The organism is Tsukamurella serpentis (assembly GCF_054780975.1).
Map to the genome: position 1 here is coordinate 170,776 of NZ_BAAGVH010000002.1, position 22,470 is coordinate 193,245.

Here is a 22,470-nt window from a genome sequence, read left to right on the forward strand (position 1 = left end):
GGTCATTGTGCCCGGTGGTGCGTCATTCCCCCCAGAACACGCGGTCGACGACGGCCCGCGCCCGACGGGTGGTGCGCAGGTAGTCCTCCAGGTAGTCGAGGGCGCCGCCGCGCCAGCCCGCCACGTACGCCACATTCGAGAGCACCGCGCCCGGCCCCGGCAACTGATCGACGGGCTTGCCGCGCACCAGGAACAGGGCGTTGCGGGCGCGGGTGGCGGTCAGCCAGGCGTTACGCAGCAGCTCGACGTCGGCCTCGGGCAACAGCTCGTGAGACCCGATCGCGTCCAACGATTCCAAGGTCGAGGTATTGCGCAGCGCGGGAACCTCACTGGCGTAGCGCAACTGCTCGAGCTGCACGGTCCACTCCACATCGGAGAGTCCGCCACGGCCGAGTTTGGTGTGCGTGGCCGGGTCCGCGCCGCGCGGCAGCCGCTCGGAATCGACCCGGGCCTTGACTCTCCGCAGTTCCTTCACGGTGTCCGGCGATACGCCGCCCTCGGGGTAGCGGATCTCGTCCACCAGATGCAGGAACTCGACGGCGAGCGATTCGTCGCCGGCGACGTGGGTGGCCCGCAGCAGTGCCTGTACCTCCCACGGCTGTGCCCACTGCCGGTAGTAGGCGCGGTACGCGGCCAGGGTGCGCACCACGGGACCGTTACGGCCCTCGGGTCGCAGGCCCGTGTCCACCTCCAAGCCCGGATCCACCGACGGCGCCCCCAGCCGGGTGCGCACCGCATCGGCCACCTGGTTCGCCCAACGCACCGCATCCGTCTCGTCGAACCCGTCGTTCGGCTGGCAGACGAACAGCACGTCGGCGTCCGAGCCGTAACCGATCTCGTGTCCGCCGAGCCTGCCCATACCGATCACCGCGATCCTGGCCGGTACACCGGACGGATAGGCACTGGTGCTGGACTCCCGCTCGACCACCGAGGTCGCGACCTCCGAGACCAGCGCTGCATCGAGCGCCGCCGCCCACACCGAGGAGAGTGCCGCGCAGACCTGCGGCACCGTCATCATGCCGAGGATGTCCGCGGAGGCGACGCGGGCGATCTCGCTGCGGCGCATCGCCCGCGCCACCGCGATCGCTCGATCGCGGTGGTGGGCACGACTGACCGCGGCGAGCATTCCGTTGTACACCTCCTGCGGGGAGGTCTCGATCAGCTTGGGACCGGTGGCACCGTCGGAGAACAGCCGGATCACCTCCGGCGACCGCCCCAGCAGCTCAGCCACGAAGGTCGACGAACCGAGTACCGTCATCAGGCGCTGCGCGACGACCGATTCGTCGCGCAGGATCCGCAGGTACCAGTCGACATCGCCCAGGTCCTCGGAGAGCTTGCGGTAGTTCAGCAGTCCGGCATCCGGATTCGGGGTCTCGCTGAGCCATTCGAGCAGGGTCGGCAGCAGGATGGTCTGGATCCGGCCGCGCCGGGACGAGACTGCCATCGCTTTCAGGTGCGCCAGCGCATGTGTCGGTTCGCGGAAGCCCAGTGCTCCGAGCCGCGCCACGATCGCGTCGTCGGTCAGGCTCACGGCCCCGGCGTCGAGTCCGGCGATCGAATCGAGCAGCGGACGGTAGAAGAGCTTGGTGTGCAGCCTGCGTACGCGCGCGGACTGCCGCTTGAGCTCCGCGCGCAGCACCCCGGCCGCGTCGCGGTCACCGTCGGGCCGCATGTGTGCGGCGCGAGCCAGCCAGCGCCACGCCTCCTCGTGCTCGGGCGGCGGCAGCAGATGTGTGCGCTCCATCCGCCGCAGTTGCAGACGGTGCTCGAGCAGCCGCAGGAACTCGTACGAGGCGGTGAAGTTCGCACCGTCCTCACGTCCGACGTAACCGCCCTTGGTCAGCGCGACGAGGGTGTCGACGGTGCTGCGCTCACGCAGGCTCTCATCGGTGCGCCCGTGCACCAATTGCAGCAACTGGACCGCGAACTCGACGTCCCGGAGTCCGCCGCGTCCGAGTTTGAGTTCACGTTCACGCAGGTCGGGAGCGATGTTCTCCTCGACCCGGCGGCGCATCTCCTGCACGTCCTGCACGAAGTCCGCGCGCTCGCTGGCCTCCCACACCATCGGGCTCAGCGCCGATAGGTACTCCTGCCCGAGAGTGAGGTCACCGGTCTGCGGGCGGGCCTTGAGCAGCGCCTGGAACTCCCAGGTCTTGGCCCACCGCTTGTAGTACGCGACATGCGATTCCAAGGTGCGGGTCAGGCTGCCCGCCTTGCCCTCCGGACGCAGTGCGGCGTCGACGTCGAAGAACGCGGCGGAGCCGATCCGCATCATCTCCCCGGCCAGCCGGGCGCTGGGACCGTCCGCCGGTTCGGCCACGAAGATCACATCCACGTCGGAGACGTAGTTCAGTTCTCGGGCACCGCATTTGCCCATCGCGATCACCGCGAGCCGGCCCTGGGGTTCACTGTCCGGATACACGGTGGCCACGGCCACCGACAGAGCCGCGGTGAGAGCCGCATCGGCGAGGTCCGCCAGATGCGCTCCGACCTCCGGGAAGGGCAGGGTCGGCTCGTTCTCCACGAGTTCGGCGAGATCGCGTGCCGCGAGCACCATCACCAGGTCGCGGTATCCGTCACGGAGCTTCGCGATCGCCGCCCCGCCGGTGACGGCGGCACGGTAGAGCAGATCGTCGTCGCCGCGGCCGGGCACCTTCACCGAGCCGACGGTGGCCAGCATCGCGGCGATCAGCTCGTCACGGGTCTTCAGCGGTGCGGTGTCGGCCAGCAGCCGCCACGACGCCGGGTGGCTGATCAGGTGATCCCCCAGGGCGTCGGAGGCGCCGAGCATCCCGAAAAGCCGTCCCCGGAACGTGGTGTCGGTGCGGAGCAGGTGGTCGATCTCCGCCCAGTCACCCACTCCCGGGCCGGGTGCCGGATCGGGGGCATCGTCGAGTGCCTGCGCCGCGGCCTCGGTGACAGCCTCCCGCAACCGGATCAGCGCGCGCAGCGTCCAGTCGGGATCGGCGGCGCGTGAGAGCGCCCACAGCACGTCGGAGCTGTCGGTGTTCGCCCACCCGAGGCTCTGCAGTGCGGACTCCGCGGCGGGGTCGAGCAACCCCAGCCTGCCCGCACCGGGCCGGCGGACCTCGCGACTGGTCGGAGGCACCGTCGCCCGCCTACAGCGACAGGTAGCGGTCGAGCTCGAACGGGGTGACCACCGATCGGTAGTCGTTCCACTCGGACCACTTGTTGCGCAGGAAGTACTCGAAGACGTGCTCGCCCAGGGTCTCGGCCACCAGTTCGCTCTTCTCCATCAGCACCAGGGCGTCGTCCAGGCTGGTGGGCAGATCCCGGAAACCCATCGAGCGTCGCTCCCGGGCGGTCATCTGCCGGACGTCGTCCTCGGCGGCCTCCGGCAGCTCGTAGCCACCCTTGACACCGGCCAAGCCGGCGGCGCAGAGCACTGCGAAGGCCAGGTACGGGTTGCAGGCCGAATCGGGCGAGCGGACCTCGATGCGACGGCTGCTGGACTTGTTCGGCGTGTACAGCGGCACCCGGACCATGGCCGAGCGGTTCGCCGCGCCCCAGGTGGCCGCGGTGGGGGCCTCGTCGCCGGTCACCAGGCGCTTGTACGAGTTGACCCACTGGTTGGTGACGGCGGAGATCTCCGGCGCGTGATGCAGGATCCCGGCGATGAACGCCTTCCCGGTGGCAGAGAGCTGCAGTTCGTCGTCCGGGTCGTGGAAGGCGTTGGAATCGCCCTCGAACAGGCTCATGTGCGTGTGCATGCCCGAACCGGGGTGGTCGGTGAACGGCTTGGGCATGAACGAGGCGCGCACGCCCTCGGCCATCGCGACTTCCTTGACCAGGTAGCGGAAGGTCATCACGTTGTCGGCCATGGACAGCGCGTCGGCGTACCGCAGGTCGATCTCCTGCTGGCCCGGTCCGGCCTCGTGATGGCTGAACTCGACCGAGATGCCCATCGCCTCGAGCGCCTCGATCGCCGAGCGGCGGAAGTTGGGCGCCGACTCGTGCACCGCCTGGTCGAAGTAACCGCCGGTGTCGGCGGGCACGGGCCGGCCGTTCGCGGTGAGCTCCCGCTGGAGCAGGTAGAACTCGATCTCCGGGTGCACGTAGCAGGAGAACCCGAGGTCGGCGGCACGATTGAGCTGCCGTCGCAGCACGTGCCGGCTGTCGCCCCACGAGGGCGTCCCGTCCGGCATGGCGACGTCGCAGAACATGCGGACCGAGTGCATCTCCCCGTCACCACCGACCCACGGCAGCACCTGGAAGGTGGAGGGGTCGGGCTTGGCGACGGTGTCGGCCTCCGAGACGCGGGAGAACCCCTCGATCGAGCTGCCGTCGAAGCCGATGCCCTCGGCGAACGCACCCTCCAGCTCCGCCGGGGCGATCGCCACCGACTTGAGGAAACCCAGCACGTCGGTGAACCACAGCCGCACGAAGCGGATGTCCCGTTCCTCGATGGTGCGAAGCACGAACTCCTGCTGCCGGTCCATGCAGACGACCCTAAGCGAGAGGGTGTTAACGGCGTGTTACATATGCCCGAACCGGCGGCCGAACACCGTCAGGCGGTGCAGCGCAGGTCCGCGGCCGGCGGCTTCAGGTCGCGCAGATAGGCCGTGACCGCGTTGTCGACGCAGGCGTTGCCGTCCAGGGAGACGGTGTGCTGGCTGCCCTCGAAGGTGATCAGCGAGGCGCCGAGCTGCTTGGCCAGGTTCACCCCGTTCTGGTACGGCGTGGCCGGATCGTGGGTCGTGGAGATCACCACCAGTTCGGGCGCTCCGACCGCGTTGATCTGGTGCGGTTTGAGCGTGGGTGCGGCCGCCCAGTACGCGCACACGCCCTTGGCGGCGCGGCCGGTGCCACGGCCGTCGTCGAGGAAGGGCGCGGCCCTGCGGATCTCGGTGTCCAGCCGGGACACGTCCGCCGGGTCCGTGATCGCCGGACCGTCGACGCAGTTGATGGCGGTGTTCGCGTCCATCATCGGCGAGTAGCGGCCGGTCTCGTCTCGGCTGAGGTAGATGTCTGCGATCCGCTGCAGCAGGCTGCCGTCCCCGCGCTGCAGGGCGCTGAGACCGCGGCGCAGCGGATCCCACAGCTGCTGGGCGTACATCGCCTGGATGGTGGCCGTAGTCGCATCGTTGTAGCTCAACTGGCGCCCGCCCTGACCGCGCACGGTCCGGTCGATCAGCGGGCGCACCAGCTTCTGATAGTTCGCGGTGGCCTGCGCCGGATCAGGGCCCAGCGGGCAGTCCGGCCGGGAGGCGCAGTCCTTGGCGAAGTCGTTGAACACGGTCTGGAAGCCCGCCATCTGCTGGACGTTCGAGGCGATCGGATCCTGCGCCGGGTCCACGGCACCGTCGAGCACCATCGCCCGCACCTGCTCGGGGAACCGCTCGGCGTACACCGCGCCGATCAGGGTGCCGTAGCTGTACCCGATGTAGGTGAGTTTCCGGTCACCGAGCACCGCCCGCAGCACGTCCAGATCACGCACGGTGTCCACGGTCCCGACGTGTTCGAGGAACTTCTTGCCCATCTTCTCCGCGCACAGGTTCGCCTGGCTGCGGTTGAAGTCCTCCTGTTTGGCGATGCCCGCCGGGGAGTTGTCGAAGGCCAGGGTCGAGAGCCGGTTCTCGTCGCGCTGCCGATCGGAGAAGCACTTGACCGGCGGTGCGCTCGCGCCCACCCCGCGCGGATCCCAGCCGACCAGGTCGAAGGTCCTGGTGATCTCGAACTTGTCGGCCTCCATGGACTTGGCCGCGACCTGCTGCACTCCGGAGCCGCCCGGTCCGCCCGGATTCATCACCAGCGAGCCCTGCTTGGCGCCGGAGGCCTTCACCCGGGCGACCGCCAGTTGAGTCTCCCCCGCGCCCGGGTCGTTGTAGTCGATCGGCACCGTCAGGCGGGCGCATTCGAGCCGCTTGGGGTCGAACGCGGCCACTTCATCGGCCTTGGCCATCTCGGTGCACGATCCCCAGGCGAGCTTCTGCTCGTAGTACTTCTTCAGGCCCGGCACCGAGGTGGGCGGCGCACCGGGTCCGGCACTCGCCCCGGAGCCACCGGGACCGCCGTACACGGTGGAACTCTCCGCCGGTTCGGCGCTGCCACCGATCTGCACCGAGCACCCCACCAGCATCGTGGAGGTGAGCAGCGCGAGCACACCGAGGACGACTCCGCGTGAGGACTTCCGTGCCTTCATTGCACCGATCCTGCCACGCGGCGGCGATACCGCGAGGGACGCTAGGGTGATCCCATGACGCCTCTCCGTGTCGCGGCGTGCCAGATCAACCCCGTGGTCGGGGAGCTGGACGCCAACGTCAGCCGTATCACCGCCGCCGCCCGGGACGCCGCCCAACGCGGCGCGCAGGTCGCCGTGTTCGGCGAGATGGCCCTCACCGGCTACCCGGTGGAGGATCTGCTGCTGCGGCGCTCCTTCGCCGTCGACTCCCGCGAGGCCGTGCACGACCTGGCGAGATCGCTCGACGCCGCCGGCTGCGGTGACCTGATCGTGGTGGTCGGATTCCTCGACCGCGACCCCGACGCCCCCGAGACCAGCACGAACCCCACCGGCGGGGCCCGCAACGCGGCCGGTGTGCTGCACGGCGGAAAGCTGGTTGCCCGGTACGACAAGCACTTCCTGCCCAACTACGGCGTCTTCGACGAGAAGCGCTGGTTCACCCCGGGCGACCGGCTGGTGGTCCTCGACGTCGACGGGGTGCGCCTGGGCCTGGCGATCTGCGAGGACGTGTGGTGGCCCGACGGCCCCGTCGCCGGACTCGGCGAACTGGGTGTGGACGCGGTGCTGTGCCTGAACGCCAGCCCGTTCGAGGCGGACAAGCCCGAGCAGCGCCGCGAGGTGGTGGCGCAACGTGTCGCCGAGGCCGGGGCGCCGCTGATCTACGTGAACCTGGTGGGCGGACAGGACGAACTCGTCTTCGACGGTGACAGTTTCGTCTTCGACGGTGACACTCTCGTCTTCGACGGTGGCGGCGCACCCGCGACCGGCCCGCAGTTCATCGAGGCCACCCGGTTCGCAGAGATCCCCGCGCAGGGGCGTGCACAGGCGCGGAGCGTCGACGGCTGGGAGATCGAGACCGTGACGCTACCCGCCCGGCCGAACTCGCTCGCACCGCAGGCCGACGAGTGGCCGGTCCTCGATCGCACTGCGCAGGTCTGGGCCGCCCTGGTCACCGGCACCCGCGATTACGTGCACAAGGTGGGTGGGCGCACCGTCGCCCTGGGACTGTCCGGCGGAATCGATTCCGCGCTGGTTGCGGTGATCGCGGCGGACGCCGTCGGCCCGGACAACGTGTACTGCGTGTCGATGCCGTCCAAGTACAGTTCGGAGCACTCCCGCGATGACGCCGCCGACCTCGCTGCCCGCACCGGAGTGCACTACCGCAGCGAGCCGATCGAGAACATGGTGGCCACCTTCGTCGACCAGCTGCGATTGAGCGGGTTGGCCGAGGAGAACATCCAGGCCCGCTGCCGCGGTATGACCTTGATGTCGTTGTCGAACCTCGACGGTCACCTGGTGCTCGCGACCGGCAACAAGAGCGAACTGGCGGTGGGCTACTCCACCATCTACGGCGACGCGGTCGGCGCCTACGCCCCCATCCGGGACGTGGAGAAGACCCTGGTCTGGGAGCTGGCGCGGTGGCGCAATGCGATCGCCGCCGAGCGCGGTGAGACCCCACCGATCCCGGAATCCTCGATCACCAAGGAGCCCTCGGCCGAGTTGCGGCCGGGCCAGAAGGACAGCGATTCCCTGCCCGACTACGACGTCCTCGACGACATCCTGCGCCGGTACGTCGAACAGGACCAGGGCGTCGCGGAGATCGCCGAGCAGGGCGCCGACGGCGCCGGCTACGACCCGGAACTGATCCGCAAGGTGGCCCGGCTGGTGGACCGCGCCGAGTACAAGCGCCGCCAGTACCCGCTGGGCCCGAAGATCACGCCCCGGGCCTTCGGACGGGACCGGAGGATGCCGATCACCAATCGCTGGCACGACCCGGTCTGACCGGGAGGCTGCGACCACAGACTGCCCGGACCGGAGTCACCGGCTGGGACGGAGAAGAATACGGAGCCCGAACCATGAGCGAGACCCCCGTCTACGGAAGCGGATCCCAGCCGGAATCCGCGACCGGCACCCCCCGCAAGAAGGTGCGCACCCACCACCTGGCCGAGCTCAAGCAGCGCGGCGAGAAGTGGGCGATGCTCACCAGCTACGACTTCATGACGGCCTCGATCTTCGACGAGGCCCAGGTCACCGCTCTACTGGTCGGCGACAGCGCGGCGAACACCGTGTACGGGTTCGACTCGACACTGCCGATGGAGTTGGACGTGATGGCCGCGATGGTGGCCGCGGTGCGCCGCGGCACCCGGTACGCACTGGTGGTGGCCGATATGCCGTTCGGCAGCTACGAGGGCTCACCCGAGCAGGCCTTCGAATCGGCGGTGAAGCTGATGAAGGCCGGCGCCGAGGCGGTGAAGTTGGAGGGCGGCGAGCAGATGGCACCCACCATCGACTTCCTGCAGCGCCGCGGTATCCCGGTGATGGCCCACATCGGCTTCACCCCGCAGTCGGTGAACACCCTCGGCGGCAACCGGGTGCAGGGCCGCGACGATGAGGCCGCCGCCAGGGTTCGCGCCGACGCCAAGGCGGTGGACGCCGCGGGGGCCTTCGCGGTGGTCCTGGAGATGGTGCCCTCGACGGTCGCGGCGCAGGTCACCACAGAGATCTCGATCCCCACGATCGGGATCGGCGCTGGCAAGGACTGCGACGGCCAGGTGCTGGTCTGGCAGGACTTCGCCGGGTTGAACCGGGGCCGGGTGGCCCGGTTCGTCAAGCGGTACGCCGACGTCGGCGACGTACTGCTGCGCGGAGCCCAGCAGTACGTCGCGGAGGTCGCCTCGGGCGAGTTCCCGGGACCGGAGCACGGATTCTGATGCGCGAGTTCTACCCCCCGATCGAGCCCTACCGCGCCGAACTGCTGGACGTGGGCGACGGCCAGCTGCTGCACGTCGAGCAGAGCGGCGCTCCGGACGGCAAGCCCGTGGTGTTCATCCACGGCGGGCCGGGTGGCGGGACGTCCCCGGACTGCCGGCGCTTCTTCGACCCGGCTGCGTACCGCATCGTCGTCTTCGACCAGCGCGGCTGCGGCCAGTCCAAGCCGCACCTGGCGGACCCGCCGACCGGCGTCGGGGACGGTCTCGCGCAACGTCTGGCGGTGAACACCACCGGTCACCTGATCGCGGACATCGAACGGATCCGCCAGCACCTGGGCATCGACCGCTGGCAGGTCTTCGGCGGATCGTGGGGCTCGACGCTGGGCCTGGCGTACGCGCAGGCGCATCCGGAGCGGGTCACCGAGCTGGTGCTGCGCGGGATCTTCCTCCTGCGTCGCAGCGAACTCGACTGGTACTACAACGACGGTGCCTCGCACGTCTACCCGGACGACTGGGAGCACTACCTCGCCCCACTCGACCCGGCGGACCGGGAACCGTCGGCGGACAAGATCGCCGCCTACCACCGGCTGCTGCACTCGACCGACGAGGCGGTGGCACTGGCGGCGGCGAAGGCCTGGTCGAAATGGGAGCGCGGCACCAGTCACCTGATCAACTCGCCGGAAAAGGCGGCCGACGCCGACGATCCGCGGTTCGCGATCCCGTTCGCACAGATCGAGAACCACTACTTCATGAACGGTGGCTTCCTCGACGAGGGCCAACTGCTGCGCGATATCGCCGCGATCGAGCACCTCCCCGCGGTGATCGTGCAGGGCCGCTACGACGTGGTGTGCCCGGCACGCAGCGCCTGGGACCTGCATCGCGCGTGGCCGTCGGCGGAGCTGGTGATGGTGCCCGACGCCGGGCATTCCGCGTTCGAGCCGGGTATCCGCTCGGCACTGATCGAGGCGACCGACCGGTTCGCACGAGGGGACGGCTAGGCGATGGCTGAGCAGCGCGAGATCGAGACCAAGTACGAGGTGGACGCCGAGACCGCGACACCGCTGTTGACCGCCGCCGCCGGGGTGGACAGCACCTCCACCGACGAGATCTTCCATCTGACGGCGGTGTACTACGACACCGAGGCGCTGGATCTGGCGGCGAACCGGATCACCTTGCGCCGGCGTACCGGCGGTAAGGACGACGGCTGGCATCTCAAGTTGCCCGACGGTGCCGATCGTCGTGAGGTGACCGCGCCGCTGGAGGTGGACCCGTCGGAGTCCGCCGATGCGGTGGCCGATGTCCCGCAGGAACTGCGGGAGCGGGTTCTGGCCTTCGCCCGCGGCCGGGATCTGGCGCCGGTGGCGATCGTGGAGAACGAGCGTCACACCACCTACTGCCACGCGGTGGACGGTGAACTGCTGGGCGAGTTCGTCGACGATCACGTGCACTCGATATCGCTGCTGCCCGACGGCGCCGAGAAGTACTGGCGCGAGTGGGAGTTCGAGGTCCCGGACACCGCACTGGGGCGGCGTACCGCGGTCACCGTCGACGCACTGCTGCGTGCCGCCGGCGGCGGTCGCCCGGATGCCGCGTCGAAGCTGGCCCGGGCGATCGACGCCGAGGTGGCGCGGCCCACGATCGCGCTGCCGAAGAAGGCCGACCGGGCCGACGCCGGCCTGCTGCTGACCGCGGCACTGGGCGCGTACCGGGACAAGCTGCTGCGGGAGGATCCTCGAGTGCGCGCACGCGCCGAGGATTCGGTGCATCAGATGCGGATCGCCACCCGGCAGCTACGCAGTGTGCTCACCGAGTTCTCCGGGTTCTTCGACGGTCCCGCGCGTGCGGCGCTGAGCTCGGAGCTGAAACTACTGGCGTCGATTCTCGGCGGGGTCCGCGACGCCGAGGTGCTGGCGCAGCGGTTCGAGACCTTCGACGCCGACGGCGATCTCGGCGGCGCCGGTACGGTGCTGGCACAGCGCCAGCGCGACGTCGAAGCCCGCGGTTGGGACCGGGTTCGGGCCGCCCTCGAGTCCGATCGCTACTTCGTACTGCTGGACGCGGTCGATGCGTTCATCGCCGATCCTCCGCTGCGGGAGCGGGCCGATGCACCCGCCCGCAAGAGCCTGGCGCCGCTGCTGGACAAGCGGATCAGGTCGTTCGCTCGCAAGTCCGGCATCCTGCTCGCCGACCCGGCGTGCACCGACCAGGACGTGCACGCGATCCGCAAGCAGGCCAAGCGCCTGCGGTACGCCGCAGCGGTCATCGATCCCGTGGTGCGCGGCGACCTCCGGACCGAGGTGAAAGCGTTGTCGAAAGTGCAGTCCCGGCTCGGCGAGTTCCAGGACGCGACCATCGCGCGAGACGCGGTGGCCGAGCTCGCCGCCGAGACCACCGATCCGTCGATCGCGTTCCGGCTGGGCCGGATCGACGCGGTCGAGGAACTGCGCGCACGGCAGGCACGGGAGGGCCTGCCGCCGCTGTTGCGCAGACTGCGCTGATCAGCCGGGCTGCCCCGGATAGGAGAAGATGACCTTGCGGGCGTCGACGTCCGCGGTCTCCAACCGGACGGTCACGTGCGTGCCCTCGGGTGGACCGCCGGTGCAGGTGGCGATCACCGCCGGGTCGTCGAGGAGCACCTGATCCTCGCGCATCGCGACCGCGGTGAAATCGTCCCCCACCCGGTCGGCGAGGATCACCGCCTCGGTCAGGTCGATGCAGGCCCGATCGACCTTTCCGGCCAGGGTGTTGGTGCGCGCCATGATCTCAGCGGCGTCGTCGAGGGCGCCGCGTGCCCAGTCGGGTGGGACCCGGCCCGCGCAGGCGGCCAGGCACACCTCGGTGGCGTACCTGTCGGCGAGCCGCCGCAGCGGAGCGGTGACGTGCGCGTAGGGCGCGCCGACTCCGGCGTGCGCGTACTCGGCCGGCGGTCGGGGTGCGCCGACGGTGCCGAAGGCGGCGTAACCGGCACCGCGGAGCAGCCGGGTGGCATCGCTCATCACGGCGAGACCCTGCGGAGTACTCACATCCACGGCGGCCAGGAAGTCGGCCACGGAGACAGCCCCGTCCCAGTTCAACCCCAGCGAGGCGGCGGTACGGCGCAGGTCCGCCACGGCGTCGTCGGATGCGGGCGGCAGCGTGCGCAGCAGCCCCACGCCGGCGTCGAGCATGATCGTCGCCGCGCACATTCCGGTGAGCAGTGAGATCTGCGCGTTGTAGCCGTCGAAATCGGTGCGGGGTTCGATGCGCACCGTCCACCCGTCCGGGCCGGCGGCCGCCTCCTGTGCGGGCAGTCTGAGTTCGATGGCACCGTGAGCGCGTCCCCACTGCCTGCGCAGCTCCCCCACTGCGGGCAGCAGCGCGACGGCGGGATCGACCTCACCGGCGTCGAAGGCGGCCTGTACCGCGGCGTAGTCGAGCTGACGCCGGGACCGGACGATCGCGCGGCTGACGGTCGCCGAGGTGACCTCACCCGTGGCGTCGAGGCGGATCTCCCACAGCGCCGCCGCACGGTCCTGGCCGGGCAGCAGTGAGCCGACTCCTTCGGACAGCGACCGCGGATGCAGGGGCACCGAGCCGTCGGGAAGATAGATGGTCTGGCCCCGCCGACGGGTCTCGGCTTCGAGTGCCCCACCCGGCTCGACCAGAGCGCCGACGTCGGCGATGGCGTAGTGCACCAGGTAGCCGTCACCGTCCGCGGCGATGTGCAGGGCCTGGTCCAGGTCCTTGGCGCCGGGCGGGTCGATCGTCACGAATTCGATGTCACGCCGGTCCGCTCTGCCCTCGGCGCAGCGGTCCGTGGCGGCGTCGGCCTGCGCCTGGGCGTCGGCGGGGAACTCCTCGGCGAGCTCGAACTCGGTGCGTACCGCGGCGAAGTCGACGTCGCTCGACGGGACGGTGCCGCGCATGGGGATTCCGGCCATCGTGCTACCTGTCTTCCGGGAGGGCTTGGACACTCATCGCCACGGCGGTGCGATCGCCCGCTACCAGCCATGCGTACAGGATGTCGTTGTCGCGGTGGGCCAGGAGACGCGGTGCGTCCTCGAGTTGCAGGCCCGAGTTGTGTTCGACGATCCCGCGCAGCGGTAGGCGTTCACGCAGGTCCGGTTCGGTCGCGAGGGCCTCCTCCAGCGCGGACCAGTACACCGCGTTGTTCACATGGCCGATCACGTCGAGGTCGGCGGCCCGCAGGAGGAACGGGATCTCCACCGCGTCGGGGTGCGGCGCCGGGTCGAGCCACTGCTTCCAGCGCAGTACCCCGGGCTCCGCGGAGGCACCGAAGATGCTGAGGAAGGTATCGCTCAGCCTGGACGGGGTGAGGGTGTCGATGTTGAAGTTGATCCAGAAGGCCTCGGTCTGAACCCGGGTGCCCTTCCGGCCGTCGATGTCGACTCGAGCAGTGCACCAGCGTGAGCCCATTTTCGAGCCCCAGCGTTCCAGAGTGAGGATGTCGGGCTGCTCACCGCCTTCGAGCACGTCGATGACGGTGCGGCGCACCACCCAGTAGGGGTGCACATCCTCGTAGTCGACGTGTCGCAGGTGATCCTGGCCGGCGTCCTGCAGGTACCGGGCGACCCCGTCGAACTTCAGGCGCCGGTCCTGGCTGACCGCGTCACCGCGCACCGATCGCTCGGCGGTGAAGATCCCGCCGCCCGCCAGGAGCTCCGGGCGGCGAGCCGGGTCAGTGATACGCGGGGGAAGCGGTTCTCCGATCACGCCCGGAGTCTTCCACACGAGCCCGGTGCGTTGCTGATGACGAGCCTCAGTCGGTGGTGCGCTTGTTGAACGCCCGCAGCGCCAGCGGCCCGAACACCAGCGTGAGCACGATGGCCCACCCGATCGTGGCGGTCACCGGGTGTTGCAGCGACCACGGCGCATCGGCGCGCAGCGGCATGTCGTTGCCCCAGCTCACCCGCATCGCCTGAACCAGGGACGAGACCGGGTTCCATTCGGCGACGGCCCGTAGCCACGGCGCCATGCCCTCGGTCGGCACGAAGGCGTTCGACAGGAAGGTGATCGGGAACATGGTGGCGAACATGAAGCCGTTCACGGCTTCGACGGATTTGAGCCAGGAGCCCACCAGGATGCCGAACCAGATCATGGCGAAGCCGAAGACCAGGAGCACGACGAAGCCGAGCACCGCGTCGATCGGGTTGGTCCGGATACGCCAGCCGATGATCAGGCCGGTCAGTGCCATCACCACGATGCCGATCGACGAGTGCAGCAGACTCGCGATGCTCCGTCCGATCAGTACCGACGCCCGGCTGATCGGCAGTGCCCGGAACCTGTCGATGATGCCCTTGTCGAGGTCGGTGGTGATGCCGTTGGCCACGATGAACGAGGTGAAGACCATCGTCTGCCCGAGGATGCCGGGGAGCAGATACTCCCGGTAGGACACCCCGTTGGTGGGGATCGCGGCGCCGAACACGAACGCGAACAGCAGCGTGAACATGATCGGCTGGATGGTGACGTCCGAGAGCATCTCGGGCATCCGCTTGGTGTGGATGAGGCTGCGGCGAACCATGATCCAGGCCTGCGTCCACAGGCTGGTCTGGCGGGTGGTCACCTGGACCGATACGGGGGCTGCGGTGCTGGTCATGCGGAGATCTCCTCGGAGTCGGCCGTGGAATCGTGCTCGGCCTCGGTGCGGTGCCCGGTCAGGGAGAGGAAGACGTCGTCGAGGCTGGGCCGGGACAGGCCCAGATCGTCGACGGCGATACCGCTCGCCGCGAACGACGCGGCGACCCGGTTCAGGTCGGACAGGCCCCCGGCGGCCGTGGTGAGCCGGCGCGGACCCTCCTCCACGAACACCTCCCCGCCGACGTCCTCGAGCAGACGCTTCGCCTGCGGGATGTCGGCGGCGTCGGAGACCGTCAGCACCAGGCTGGCCGCACCCGCGCGTTCCTTGAGCTGCAGCGGGGTGCCGTGCGCGATCACCTCGCCCCGGTCGATGACGACGATGTCGTCGGCGAGCTGATCGGCCTCCTCCAGGTACTGGGTGGTCAGGAGGAGGGTGGTGCCACCGGCCACCAGGGACCGCAGGACGTCCCACAGTTCGGACCGCGATCGCGGATCGAGCCCGGTGGTGGGCTCGTCGAGGAAGAGCACCGGTGGTGCGGTGATCAGGCTGACGGCCAGGTCCAGCCGCCGGCGCATACCACCGGAGTAGGCCTTTACCTGCTTGTTCCCCGCTTCGGTGAGGGAGAACTGATCGAGCAGTTGCTCGATGCGTGGGCGCAGTTCGGCAGTGGGGATGCCGTACAGGCCGCCGATCATGCGCAGGTTCTCCCGTCCGGTGAGAACCTCGTCGACAGTGGCCGCCTGGCCGGTGAGCCCCATACTGCGCCGCACCTGTGCGGGCTGCTCGCGGACGTCGAATCCGTTGATCCGGGCCGTACCGGCCGACGGTGGCGAGAGCGTCGTCATCATCCGGACGCAGGTGGTCTTGCCCGCGCCATTCGGACCGAGCATGCCCAGGACCGACCCTCGGGGCACCTGGAAACTCACGTCGTTGACCGCGGTGAAGTCACCGAAGTGTTTCACCAGGCCGATTGCCTCGATCGCCCAATCACCGCTCTCACCGTGTGTCATAGGGCAACCCTAATGCGGCCCACTGACAAGTTTCTACGGCTTTCTCGCGTGCCCTTCCGCACGGCCGACCAGGTCACGGGTGAGATCGCCGGCCTCCGGGTTCACCAGGCACACCCAGCCGAGCCGCGCGTACAGCGGATGCGGGAGCACACGCCCGCCGGCCGCGTAATCCCACTCGCCTGCGCGGGCGGCGTGTTCGGCGGGCGGATAGCCGATCAGATCGGTGAAGGCCTCCTTGCCCACGTTCGCGTTCAACCGGAACGCGCCGGGCCGGTCGAGCCGGGAGGCCCGGTCGTCGGGATAGTCCTTGGTGACCACGGTCAGGTAGGGCACCACCGAGGCCACATCCCCATCGACGTGGTGGACGAAGGTGTCGCCCCAGGCGATCTCCGGGACCGGGGTGAGACCGTCGGCCGCAACAGCGCCCGGTTCGATCGTCTCGACCGTGGAGTCGGGCAGTTCACGCAGCAGAGCGATGACGGCTTCCAGGTGGTTCGGTGCGGACGCGGACACAGTGAGCACGGTACCCCGCGGTCGCACCGCCACCGCCGGCCACACCGCCACCTGCCCTCGACGGCGTTGAGGCGGACGAGCTGACGTGTAAGCCGGATCCTGTACCGCGCCGCATCACTGCGCCGCGGCGGCGACCATCCATCTGGACACACCGTTGCCGGGTGCCTCGAGCGGTCCACCCGCACGCTCGGGCGAGCAGCCCTCATGCACGTGCGCAGCGCCACCGTGCGGTGACGCCTTCGACCTTGCTCCGGGTGGGGTTTACCGAGCCGCGGCGGTCACCCGCCGCGCTGGTGCGCTCTTACCGCACCGTTTCACCCTTACCCGGGCCGGAGCCCGGGCGGTCTGTTCTCTGTGGCACTGTCCCGCGGGTCACCCCGGGTTGCCGTTAGCAACCACCCTGCCCTGCGGAGTCCGGACTTTCCTCGACCCGGGCGAGCTGATGTCCACCAGCCGTCCCCGACGCCGCGGCCGCCCGGTCAGCTCGTCCGCGCGGTACACGATACCCGCACCGGAGCGGCTCAGAGCCCGGCGGTGCGGTTCACCTGACGGACCGAGGTGCCGCCGTCGGGGTAGAAGTCGGCGACCGAGACCGAGGCCAGATCCAGGTGCAGCCGGTACAGCAACTGCGGGCCGGAGTCCAGGGCGATCCGCAATACCGTCTTGATCGGAGTGACGTGCGAGACCAGCAGCACCGTACGGCCGGCGCTCTCGCCCACGATCCGCTCCAGCAGCGCCGCTACCCGACCGTGCACCTCGTCGAAGCTCTCCCCACCCGGCGGAGCGACGGCCGTGTCACCGAGCCACTGCCGGTGCACCTGCTCATCGCGCTCGCGGGCCTCGCCGAAGGACAGCCCCTCCCAGGCACCGAAGTCCGTCTCGATCAGGCCGTCCTCGGTCTCGACGGTGAGCCCGCGGCCGGCCGTCACGATCTCCGCGGTCTGCAGCGCCCGATCCAGCGGCGAACTCAGCACGGTGTCGATGTGCACCCCCCGCAGCAGCTCCGCGGCCTGCCGGGCCTGCTCCCGCCCCAGATCGGTGAGCGAGGGGTTTCCCCGGCCGGAGTACAGCCGCCGCACCGACGCCGGAGTCTGGCCGTGCCGCAGCAGGATCAGTCTCGTCGGCTCGAACTGCGAGGTGATCCAGCCGCCGCGCTGCTGCGCCCCGGTCACAGCTCGGGCTTGGGCTGCGGCAGGCCGGACTCGTCGGTCCGGACCAGGATCGCACCGCACTCGTCGCAGTGCACCACCAGTTCGGCGGCGGCCCGGCCGACGGTGTCGAGGAAACCCCGGTCCAGTTCCAGCCGGCAGGCGCCGCACCGTCGGGCCTGGAGAAGTCCTGCGCCGGCACCGGAGCTCTTGCGGCACCGCTCGTAATCCGCGTACAGAGCCTCCGGCAACGCTCCGACCAGGCCCTCGCGGGTGGTGGCGGTGCGAGTGCGGGCCACCTCGATGTCCTTCAGCGACTCCTCACGACGACGCTGCGCGGAGTCGATCTCGTCGGTGGTGGCGTTGACGGTGGCCTCCGCGCGCTGTTGATCGAGCTCCACCGCCTCGCGGCGCTCCATCAGTTCGAGCTCCTCGTCCTCGAGCACCGACTGGCGCCGCTCGAGTCCGCGCAACTCGTGCTCGAGTTCGGTGAGCTGCTTGGCCGGGACACTCCCCGAGGCCATCAGTTCGCGGTCCTTCTGCTCCCGCAGCCGGGTCTGGTTGACCTCGTTCTCCAGCTTGCTGATATCGCGGTCGAGGTCTTCGAGCAGGATCGACACCCGCACCGACTCGTCCCGCTCAGTGGTGGCCCGCTGCTGCAGCTCCGCGATCTCGGCGTCCTCGGGCAGGTGGGTGGCCCGGTGGTCGAGACGTGCGATCTCCGAATCGACCTCGGCGAGGTCCAGCAGGGAGCGTTGGGCGGCCGGATCAGCGTTCATCTGCGCCACTCTACGCATCGGCTCCCGGGGTGGCGCGCACCGTGAACGGATCGGTGGGCCGGTCGTGGACGGTGACCTCCAGCAACGGCCACAGCAGTTCGGCGACGGCGGCGCACCAGGGGAACTCCGTACCCCAGTGTCCGGCGTCCACCACGGCGGGGCCACCGGCACGAAGATGCTCGTCGACCGGGTGATGGCGCAGGTCACCGGTGACGTAGGCATCCACGCCGCGCCGCGCCACCGCTGCGAGCAGGCTGTCCCCCGCTCCCCCGCAGACCGCGACGGTGCTGATCACCGAGTCCGGGTCGCCCGCGCTGCGGACCGCGACACCGAGCGCGGCCGCTACCTGCTCGGTGAACACGGCCAGGCTCACCGGCCCGGGCAGGGTCCCGACCCGGCCGAGTCCCCATTGACGGTCTCCACCGGCCAGTTCCACGATGTCGTAGGCGGGCTCCTCGTAGGGGTGCGCGTCTTTGAGCGCCTGCGTGACCCGGTCGCGGACGGCGCGTTCGGCGACCAGTTCCAGTCGGGTCTCGGCGTGCACGGTGAGTTCGCGGGCCGAGCCGATGGCCGGGTCGGCGTCGTCACCGGGACGGAACTGCCCGGTCCCACCGACCCGCCACGCGCACTCGGAGTACTCGCCGATCTCCCCGGCGCCGGCGTCGAACATCGCCGCGAGCACCTCATCGGCCTGGGCGGGCGGCACCATCACGCCCCACCGGTCCAGCCGGCGAGCGGCGTCGAGGTACTCGATCGGACCACTGACCTGCAATCCGAGCGCTGCGGCGAGAGCGTCGTTGACGCCGCCGCGGGCACGGTCGGCGTTGGTGTGCGCCGTGAACAGGGCGCAGCCGCCGCGCACCAGGCGGTGGATCAGCGCTCCCTTCGGGGTAGTCGCGGCGACGGTGTCCACACCCCGCAACAACAGCGGGTGGTGCGCGATGATCAGCTGAACCCCACCGGCCAGCGCCGCATCGACCACCGCTGTGGTGACGTCCACGCAGACCAGGACCTTCTCCACCTCGTCGGCGGGATCTCCGCAGACCAGTCCGACACTGTCCCATTCCTCCGCCAGTCGCGGCGGGTACGCCTGATCGAGCATCTCGATGACCTCAGCGAGCTTCATACCTGCAAGCGTATGCGGGCCCCCGCGCCGCGTCGGGCAAGATGGAGGGGTGAGTACACCGCTGCATGTCACGTTCGTGTGCACCGGCAACATCTGCCGGTCACCGATCGCCCGGATCGTCTTCGAGCGGGCGGTCGCCGACGCCGGACTGGCAGAGGCGGTGCGGGTGACCAGCGCCGGCACCGGGGGATGGCACCAGGGCGATGCCGCGGATCACCGCGCCCGCGAAGTTCTCGCCGAGGCGGGTTACCCCACCGACCACAGCGCCGCCGAGGTGACCGACGATCACCTGGCGGCCGACCTCGTGGTCGCACTGCACCGCTCGCACGTGCAACCGCTGCGCGGGCTCGGGGTGCCGGACGAGCGGCTGCGCCTGCTCCGCAGCTTCGACCCCGATGCCGACCACGAGAGCGTCGCCGACCCGTACTACGGCGACGTCGACGACTTCCGCGTGACCCTCGAACAGGTGCGGGCGTCGATGCCGGGGCTGATCGAATGGACGCGTGAGCACAGTGCCTAATTGGTTGAAGGTCGTCTTCCAGCCGCGCTGGATCGCCTTGGCGGTCGCCGCACTGGCGTTCACCGCGCTGTGCTGGTCGGTGCTGGCGCCGTGGCAGTTGGGGAAGAACTCCTCGACCAGTCACCGCAATCAGCAGATCGCCGATTCGGTGAACGCCGAGCCGATCCCGGCGGGCCGATTGCTCGGTGGCCGCACCGAGGTGCCCAAGGACGCCGAATGGCGCCGGGTGACCCTCACCGGGCAGTTCCTGGTCGATAAGCAGACGCTGGCGAGGCTGCGGAACCAGGACGGTCAACCGGCGTACGAGGTGCTGGTCCCGTTCGCCGCGGACGACGGAGCCACCTATCTGATCGACCGCGGCTTCGTCCGGACGCCGACCGGCGCGGTGGTGCCGGACTTCGCTCCGCCACCGTCGGGCACGGTGACGGTGCAGGCCCGCATCCGCGCCCCGGAGCAGACCGATCCCGCTCGTGGTCCGCGCACCGAGGGCGGATTCCTCCAGGTCTACGCGATCGATCCGGCGGCGATCGGACCGGCGCAGGGCATCGACTTCGCCCCCGGGTATCTCGATCTCAGTGAAGACCAGCCGGGCGTCCTGGACCCGGTGCCGCTCCCCATGCTCGACGCCGGACCGTACCTGTCGTACGGGCTGCAGTGGCTGACCTTCGGGATCATGGCCCCGCTGGCGATCGGCTACTTCGTGTGGTCGGAGGTGCGCCGGCGCCGTGAGGACAAGGCGGTCTTCGATGCCGGCACCGCCGGGCCGTCGTCCGCGGACGACGACGATCCGACGCCGGAGGTCAGCTCTGAGGCCGTCCGCGCCGCCCGGCTCGCCGACCGGTACGGACGCAAAGGAGAGTAGCGACCACCGCGCCGCACTCGACGACCAGCGACAATCGTGTCGCTCGCCGCAGATCGTGCGGCTGCGGCGCGGGTCCGTCGCCCAGAGTCGGGCGCATCTCGACGCCGTGGGGGTACTGCGTACGCCCGCCCAATTGCAGGCCCAGCGCGCCGGCGGCGGTGGCCTCCGCCACCCCGGCGTTGGGGCTCGGGTGCGAGCGTGCATCCCGGCGCCAGGCCCGCAGCGCCTGTGCGGGCTCGCCACCCACTGCGGGGGCCGCGACCACGGTGACCGCGCCGGCCAGGCGTGCCGGCACGTAATTGAGCACGTCGTCGAGGCGGGCCGAGGCCCAGCCGAAGTCGGCGTAGCGGTCGTTGCGGTAGCCGACCATCGCGTCCAGAGTGTTCGCGGCGCGATAGGCCAGCAGGCCCGGCAGACCGAGCGCCGCGCCCCAGAACAGGGGTGCTACCGCGGCGTCGGAGGTGTTCTCCGCGACCGATTCGGTGGCCGCTCGGGCCAGGCCCGCGGTATCGAGTACGGAGGGATCGCGGCCGCACAGGCTCGGGAGCAGGCTACGGGCGGCGTCGAGGTCGCCGCGTTCGAGATGCTCCCCCACTGCGCCGCCGGCTCGGCGCAGTCCGGCTCCGCCGACCACCACCCAGGTGCCGAGGGCGGTGCCGCCGGGGATGTTCCGTGCGGCGCAACCGAGTGCGGTGGCTCCGCCCACCAGGATCGCGGTGTAGATCGCGCCCCGCAGCTTCGACGGTGCGTACATCCGCTGCTCCAACCGCATCGCGATCGTGCCGAAACCCGCCACCGGGTGGTAGCGGCGCGGATCGCCGAAGACCTCGTCGGCGAGGACACCCAACGCGAGTTCAGTGCTCCGGTTCACGAGCGTCGACGATACTTCGGTCACTCACCCACCGATAGCGCGGCTCGGTGACCGGGATCTGATCAGCGAGATCGGTGCGCGCGGAGGGACTCGAACCCCCGACAACCGGTGTGTAAGACCGGGACTCTAACCAACTGAGCTACACGCGCTTGCCGGATGAGGCTAGCGCAGCGAGGGCGTGTTCCCAAAGCGACTGATCGCGCGGGACGCCCGGCTCGTTCATCTCGGCGAACCTGATCACACCGTCCCGGTCGATCACGAAGGTGCCCCGATTCGGGTAACCGTTCTTCTCGTTGAGAACGCCGTACTCGCGCGCCACGGCACCGTGCGGCCAGAAATCGGACACGATCGGGAATAGGTAGCCCTGGGTACCGGACCAGACCTTGTGCGTCGGCGGCGGTCCCACGGACACCGCGATCACGGCGGCGTCGTCGTTGTCGAACAGGTGCAGCGAATCCCGGATGCCGCCGAGTTCACTCTCGCAGGTGCCGGTGAAGGCCAGCGGGAAGAACACCAGCAACACGTTCTTGCGGCCGCGGAACGAGGCCAGTGAGACCGGCCGGTTGTTCTGGTCGCGCAGGGTGAAGTCGGGTGCGGTGTCGCCCACCTGCAGCGGCCCCGACGGCACCGATGCCGCCGGTGAGACCCCCGTCTCGGAGAACACCGTCGTCACCGCTTGGCCGCTCGACCGGACTTCGGCTGCACCAGGCGGGATCCGATCCAGGAGCCGAGGTTGGTCGAGGAGGTCTGCGTCAAGCCGGCGGTCGGGGCGGCCTCGGCGATCTCACTGGGTTGAACGTGCCCGGGCCGGCCGGTCTTGGGGCTGAGCACCCACACGTAGCCGTCGTCGGAGAGCGGGGTGATCACGTCCATGAGCGTGTCCACCAGGTCACCGTCGTCGTCGCGCCACCAGAGCACCACCACGTCGACCACCTCGTCGGTGTCCTCGTCGAGCATCTCCGCACCGGTGAGCTCTTCGATGGCCAGCCGCAGGTCATCGTCGGTGTCTTCGTCCCAGCCGATCTCCTGCACGATGTTTCCGGGCTGCAGGCCCATCTTCTGGGCGTGGGACCCATTCGTGGACACCGGTGGGAGCCTCCTTCTGCACGGACACCGGCGGATATCGCCGGTGCGCTCATTCGTGGTCGGT

20 protein-coding genes, 1 tRNA gene and 1 other RNA gene are annotated in these 22,470 nt (G+C 69.8%); 6 read left to right on the forward strand and 16 right to left on the reverse strand.

Annotated features, from left to right (window positions below; all coding sequences use genetic code 11):
* Nucleotides 1-22 precede the first annotated feature (22 nt).
* The 3 genes from ACYVHG_RS03210 to ACYVHG_RS03220 form a co-directional block, all read right to left on the reverse strand.
* Nucleotides 23-3,109: a bifunctional [glutamine synthetase] adenylyltransferase/[glutamine synthetase]-adenylyl-L-tyrosine phosphorylase gene (locus tag ACYVHG_RS03210; RefSeq protein WP_461165998.1), complete on the reverse strand. Its 3,087-nt coding sequence runs from the start codon at nt 3,107-3,109 to the stop codon at nt 23-25.
* A gap of 10 nt (nt 3,110-3,119) precedes the next feature.
* Nucleotides 3,120-4,460 (reverse strand): type I glutamate--ammonia ligase, encoded by a 1,341-nt coding sequence (glnA, locus tag ACYVHG_RS03215; protein ID WP_461165999.1) that lies wholly within the window; start codon nt 4,458-4,460, stop codon nt 3,120-3,122.
* Nucleotides 4,461-4,528: 68 nt separating this feature from the next.
* Nucleotides 4,529-6,163, reverse strand: coding sequence for an alpha/beta hydrolase (locus ACYVHG_RS03220; protein ID WP_461166000.1), 1,635 nt, complete (start codon nt 6,161-6,163; stop codon nt 4,529-4,531).
* Between the two features lie 54 nt (nt 6,164-6,217).
* Between ACYVHG_RS03220 and ACYVHG_RS03225 the strand changes: the two genes are divergently transcribed.
* The 4 genes from ACYVHG_RS03225 to ACYVHG_RS03240 all read left to right on the forward strand — a co-directional run bounded on the left by ACYVHG_RS03225 (nt 6,218) and on the right by ACYVHG_RS03240 (nt 11,411).
* Entirely contained in the window at nt 6,218-7,984 is a 1,767-nt protein-coding gene (locus tag ACYVHG_RS03225; RefSeq protein ID WP_461166001.1) for an NAD+ synthase, read from the forward strand.
* Nucleotides 7,985-8,058: 74 nt separating this feature from the next.
* A complete protein-coding gene (gene panB, locus ACYVHG_RS03230) occupies nt 8,059-8,913 on the forward strand; it encodes a 3-methyl-2-oxobutanoate hydroxymethyltransferase (RefSeq protein ID WP_461166002.1) in 855 nt (284 codons plus the stop codon).
* Nucleotides 8,913-9,911 carry a prolyl aminopeptidase gene (gene pip, locus ACYVHG_RS03235; protein WP_461166003.1) on the forward strand — a complete coding sequence of 333 codons (999 nt, stop codon included), beginning with the start codon at nt 8,913-8,915 and terminating at the stop codon, nt 9,909-9,911. The genes panB and pip overlap by 1 nt, the downstream gene beginning before the upstream one ends.
* Nucleotides 9,912-9,914: 3 nt before the next feature.
* Nucleotides 9,915-11,411 (forward strand): CYTH and CHAD domain-containing protein, encoded by a 1,497-nt coding sequence (locus tag ACYVHG_RS03240; protein ID WP_461166004.1) that lies wholly within the window; start codon nt 9,915-9,917, stop codon nt 11,409-11,411.
* Here ACYVHG_RS03240 and ACYVHG_RS03245 read toward each other — a convergent pair whose 3' ends face one another.
* The 9 genes from ACYVHG_RS03245 to ACYVHG_RS03285 all read right to left on the reverse strand — a co-directional run bounded on the left by ACYVHG_RS03245 (nt 11,412) and on the right by ACYVHG_RS03285 (nt 19,067).
* Nucleotides 11,412-12,833 (reverse strand): RNB domain-containing ribonuclease, encoded by a 1,422-nt coding sequence (locus tag ACYVHG_RS03245; RefSeq protein ID WP_461166005.1) that lies wholly within the window; start codon nt 12,831-12,833, stop codon nt 11,412-11,414. It lies immediately after the preceding gene.
* A 4-nt stretch (nt 12,834-12,837) separates the two neighbouring features.
* A complete protein-coding gene (locus ACYVHG_RS03250) occupies nt 12,838-13,626 on the reverse strand; it encodes an acyl-[acyl-carrier-protein] thioesterase (RefSeq protein WP_461166006.1) in 789 nt (262 codons plus the stop codon).
* Nucleotides 13,627-13,672: 46 nt separating this feature from the next.
* Nucleotides 13,673-14,509, reverse strand: a complete 837-nt coding sequence (locus ACYVHG_RS03255) for an ABC transporter permease (RefSeq protein WP_461166007.1) — start codon at nt 14,507-14,509, stop codon at nt 13,673-13,675.
* Complete coding sequence (locus tag ACYVHG_RS03260; RefSeq protein ID WP_461166008.1) at nt 14,506-15,501, reverse strand: ATP-binding cassette domain-containing protein; 996 nt, start codon at nt 15,499-15,501, stop codon at nt 14,506-14,508. Before ACYVHG_RS03260 ends, ACYVHG_RS03255 begins: the two co-directional genes overlap by 4 nt.
* A gap of 33 nt (nt 15,502-15,534) precedes the next feature.
* Nucleotides 15,535-16,014 carry a DUF6194 family protein gene (locus ACYVHG_RS03265; RefSeq protein WP_461166009.1) on the reverse strand — a complete coding sequence of 160 codons (480 nt, stop codon included), beginning with the start codon at nt 16,012-16,014 and terminating at the stop codon, nt 15,535-15,537.
* A 72-nt stretch (nt 16,015-16,086) separates the two neighbouring features.
* Nucleotides 16,087-16,501: RNase P RNA component class A (gene rnpB / locus ACYVHG_RS03270), an RNA gene on the reverse strand.
* A 34-nt stretch (nt 16,502-16,535) separates the two neighbouring features.
* Nucleotides 16,536-17,186, reverse strand: coding sequence for a histidine phosphatase family protein (locus tag ACYVHG_RS03275; protein WP_461166010.1), 651 nt, complete (start codon nt 17,184-17,186; stop codon nt 16,536-16,538).
* Nucleotides 17,183-17,941 carry a zinc ribbon domain-containing protein gene (locus ACYVHG_RS03280; RefSeq protein WP_461166011.1) on the reverse strand — a complete coding sequence of 253 codons (759 nt, stop codon included), beginning with the start codon at nt 17,939-17,941 and terminating at the stop codon, nt 17,183-17,185. The genes ACYVHG_RS03275 and ACYVHG_RS03280 overlap by 4 nt, the downstream gene beginning before the upstream one ends.
* Before the next feature lie 10 nt (nt 17,942-17,951).
* Entirely contained in the window at nt 17,952-19,067 is a 1,116-nt protein-coding gene (locus ACYVHG_RS03285; RefSeq protein ID WP_461166012.1) for a Nif3-like dinuclear metal center hexameric protein, read from the reverse strand.
* A gap of 49 nt (nt 19,068-19,116) precedes the next feature.
* Between ACYVHG_RS03285 and ACYVHG_RS03290 the strand changes: the two genes are divergently transcribed.
* Together ACYVHG_RS03290 and ACYVHG_RS03295 are read left to right on the forward strand one after the other, a co-directional pair.
* Nucleotides 19,117-19,587: a low molecular weight protein-tyrosine-phosphatase gene (locus ACYVHG_RS03290; RefSeq protein WP_461166013.1), complete on the forward strand. Its 471-nt coding sequence runs from the start codon at nt 19,117-19,119 to the stop codon at nt 19,585-19,587.
* A complete protein-coding gene (locus ACYVHG_RS03295) occupies nt 19,580-20,449 on the forward strand; it encodes an SURF1 family cytochrome oxidase biogenesis protein (protein WP_461166901.1) in 870 nt (289 codons plus the stop codon). The genes ACYVHG_RS03290 and ACYVHG_RS03295 overlap by 8 nt, the downstream gene beginning before the upstream one ends.
* On the opposite strand, the gene ACYVHG_RS03300 is transcribed toward ACYVHG_RS03295, so the two are convergent.
* The 4 genes from ACYVHG_RS03300 to ACYVHG_RS03315 all read right to left on the reverse strand — a co-directional run bounded on the left by ACYVHG_RS03300 (nt 20,388) and on the right by ACYVHG_RS03315 (nt 22,376).
* Nucleotides 20,388-21,320, reverse strand: a complete 933-nt coding sequence (locus tag ACYVHG_RS03300) for a cobalamin biosynthesis protein (protein WP_461166014.1) — start codon at nt 21,318-21,320, stop codon at nt 20,388-20,390. The genes ACYVHG_RS03295 and ACYVHG_RS03300 overlap by 62 nt on opposite strands.
* 75 nt (nt 21,321-21,395) lie before the next feature.
* Nucleotides 21,396-21,469, reverse strand: a tRNA-Val gene (locus ACYVHG_RS03305).
* Nucleotides 21,460-21,993 (reverse strand): peroxiredoxin, encoded by a 534-nt coding sequence (locus tag ACYVHG_RS03310; RefSeq protein WP_461166015.1) that lies wholly within the window; start codon nt 21,991-21,993, stop codon nt 21,460-21,462. The genes ACYVHG_RS03305 and ACYVHG_RS03310 overlap by 10 nt, the downstream gene beginning before the upstream one ends.
* Nucleotides 21,990-22,376: a DUF3052 domain-containing protein gene (locus tag ACYVHG_RS03315; RefSeq protein ID WP_461166902.1), complete on the reverse strand. Its 387-nt coding sequence runs from the start codon at nt 22,374-22,376 to the stop codon at nt 21,990-21,992. The genes ACYVHG_RS03310 and ACYVHG_RS03315 overlap by 4 nt, the downstream gene beginning before the upstream one ends.
* Nucleotides 22,377-22,470: the final 94 nt, after the last annotated feature.

Excerpts from the sequence above, each read along its gene's own strand:
- glnA (WP_461165999.1), bottom strand. The coding sequence starts at position 4,460 with ATGGACCGGCAGCAGGAGTTCGTGCTTCGCACCATCGAGGAACGGGAC.
- ACYVHG_RS03220 (WP_461166000.1), bottom strand. The coding sequence starts at position 6,163 with ATGAAGGCACGGAAGTCCTCACGCGGAGTCGTCCTCGGTGTGCTCGCG.
- ACYVHG_RS03225 (WP_461166001.1), top strand. The coding sequence starts at position 6,218 with ATGACGCCTCTCCGTGTCGCGGCGTGCCAGATCAACCCCGTGGTCGGG.
- panB (WP_461166002.1), top strand. The coding sequence starts at position 8,059 with ATGAGCGAGACCCCCGTCTACGGAAGCGGATCCCAGCCGGAATCCGCG.
- pip (WP_461166003.1), top strand. The coding sequence starts at position 8,913 with ATGCGCGAGTTCTACCCCCCGATCGAGCCCTACCGCGCCGAACTGCTG.
- ACYVHG_RS03240 (WP_461166004.1), top strand. The coding sequence starts at position 9,915 with ATGGCTGAGCAGCGCGAGATCGAGACCAAGTACGAGGTGGACGCCGAG.
- ACYVHG_RS03245 (WP_461166005.1), bottom strand. The coding sequence starts at position 12,833 with ATGGCCGGAATCCCCATGCGCGGCACCGTCCCGTCGAGCGACGTCGAC.
- ACYVHG_RS03255 (WP_461166007.1), bottom strand. The coding sequence starts at position 14,509 with ATGACCAGCACCGCAGCCCCCGTATCGGTCCAGGTGACCACCCGCCAG.
- ACYVHG_RS03260 (WP_461166008.1), bottom strand. The coding sequence starts at position 15,501 with ATGACACACGGTGAGAGCGGTGATTGGGCGATCGAGGCAATCGGCCTG.
- ACYVHG_RS03280 (WP_461166011.1), bottom strand. The coding sequence starts at position 17,941 with ATGAACGCTGATCCGGCCGCCCAACGCTCCCTGCTGGACCTCGCCGAG.
- ACYVHG_RS03285 (WP_461166012.1), bottom strand. The coding sequence starts at position 19,067 with ATGAAGCTCGCTGAGGTCATCGAGATGCTCGATCAGGCGTACCCGCCG.
- ACYVHG_RS03315 (WP_461166902.1), bottom strand. The coding sequence starts at position 22,376 with ATGGGCCTGCAGCCCGGAAACATCGTGCAGGAGATCGGCTGGGACGAA.